The sequence below is a fragment of the Rhodoferax sp. LS1P39 genome (assembly GCF_056521425.1).
In genome coordinates this window covers 1-1,700 of the sequence record NZ_JBWMAV010000030.1, presented here as the reverse complement: position 1 = coordinate 1,700, position 1,700 = coordinate 1, and the positions used below count along the sequence as shown (strand labels likewise).

Genomic DNA, 1,700 nt, shown 5'->3' with positions numbered 1-1,700 from the left:
CGGCGTGTGTCAAGGTAGTTGTCGCCTCAGCAGCCGTTAGGCTGCCTGCTTGAGAAGGGTTTTTCGCTCTCTTTCCGGATTGAGGTACACAGCGTCTTCAAGCTGCCAGTTCCTCAGGCCTGCTGCCCAGCGTTGCGGATTAAGCCTGCGGGCTTGCTCGTACAGTTCTGTGCGTTTTTGTAGCAACGCCGGGTCCAGCCTGCGGTGGCGTTGGTTGGGTGTGACGTATTTCAGCGCACTATGGCGGTGCTCGTCGTTGTACCAGGCCACAAAGCGCACTACCCAGTCGCGGGCCTCACCCAGCGTATCAAAGGGCCGTCCAGGCCACATCGGGCAGTACTTGGCCGTCCTGAACAGTGCCTCCGCATACGCGTTGTCATTGCTCACCCGCGGTCTGCTGTACGAGGGCTCCAGGCCCAGCTCCTGCATCGTCGCCAACAGGTTGGAGCCTTTCATCACCGAGCCGTTGTCCGAGTGCAGCACCACGGGCTTGCCCACCGTCTGCTCACGCAGGCAGCCGCGCCTGACCAGTTGGCACGCGTAGCTGGAGGATTCGGCTTCGTGCACCTCGTTGACGATGAGCTTGCGGCTGTAGATGTCCTTGACCATGTACCAGTAAAAATACTGCCCTTTGACCGTGGTCGGCATCCAGGTTATGTCCCAGCACCACACTTGGTTCGGGCCATCCGCACGGTGTGTCGTCAGTGGCCGGGCCACAGGGGCCTTGCTGCGTCCGCGGCGGCGGTTTTGCCCTGCGGCTCTGAGCACCCGGTAGAAGGTCGATTCGCACGCCAGGAAGATGCCTTCATCGGCCAGCTTGGGCACGATCTGGTGTGGTGTCAGGCTGGCGCAGTCGGCCCGGTTGGCGGCCTGTAGCACTGCCCGTCGCTCTTCTTCGCTGAGCTTGTTGGCTGGCGCAGCGCGCTGTGCCTGTGGGCGGCGGTCGCACGGGCTGAGTCGCCAGCGCTGTACGGTGCGCACCGTCAGGCCCAGCGCTTGGCACGCCAGGGTCTGGCGTGCACCGGCACATACCGCTTCATCAATCAATTTGAGTGCTTCACCGCGATCGGGGGGATTGATCATTTTTCCTCTGCCGGATGTTCCGGCTTGCCCCAGATCGCGTCGGCTTTTTTTCCCAGCACCAGCAGGGCTGCCGTTTCTGCCAACGCTTCATTTTTGCGGCGCAACTCGCGCTCGAGCTGGCGTATCTGCGCTTGCAGCGTCGGGTTGTGCACTTGCCCCACGGTGCTTGGCAGTTTGCCGGGCTTTGAGCCGTTTGCGGTAGTGGATTCTTCTGGCCCCACCTCTTCGTTGGCACCCTCACACGCCAGGCGCCATTGCGTGAGCTGCTCAGGCAAGATGGCTTTGGCCCTGCAGTATTGGCCCACTTCCGCCTGGCTCAATGGGGCTGTCTCCAGTACTGCCCTGAACTTGTCGGCACTGCTCCAGCGTTCGCTGGCAAGTCCTGCGGGCACCAGTTCTCCCAGTGCTCTGGCCGCATTGCGCCAGTTGCGTAGCGACACCTGGGTGATGCCCGTGTCCCGAGCCAACTGCACCACTGTGAGGTTTTCTGGTGCCTTCATCTTCTCCACCGCCCACTTCTTTTGCTCTGCCGTGTATCTCTTGTGTTTCATGCTTTGTCTTTTGCCGCCCATCTTTGCCATTAAATGTTGAGGCGACATCTATCCTGACATGGAGGG

General features: G+C 61.2%; 1 protein-coding gene. It reads right to left on the bottom strand.

What is annotated here, in order from left to right:
* Nucleotides 1-36 precede the first annotated feature (36 nt).
* Nucleotides 37-1,634, bottom strand: a protein-coding gene (locus tag AC097O_RS24145; protein ID WP_479589103.1) for an IS3 family transposase whose coding sequence is annotated in 2 segments (ribosomal slippage) — nucleotides 37-1,136 and nucleotides 1,136-1,634 — 1,599 coding nt in all. Because the reading frame shifts where the segments join, the coding sequence is not laid out codon by codon here.
* Between the last annotated feature and the right edge of the window lie 66 nt (nucleotides 1,635-1,700).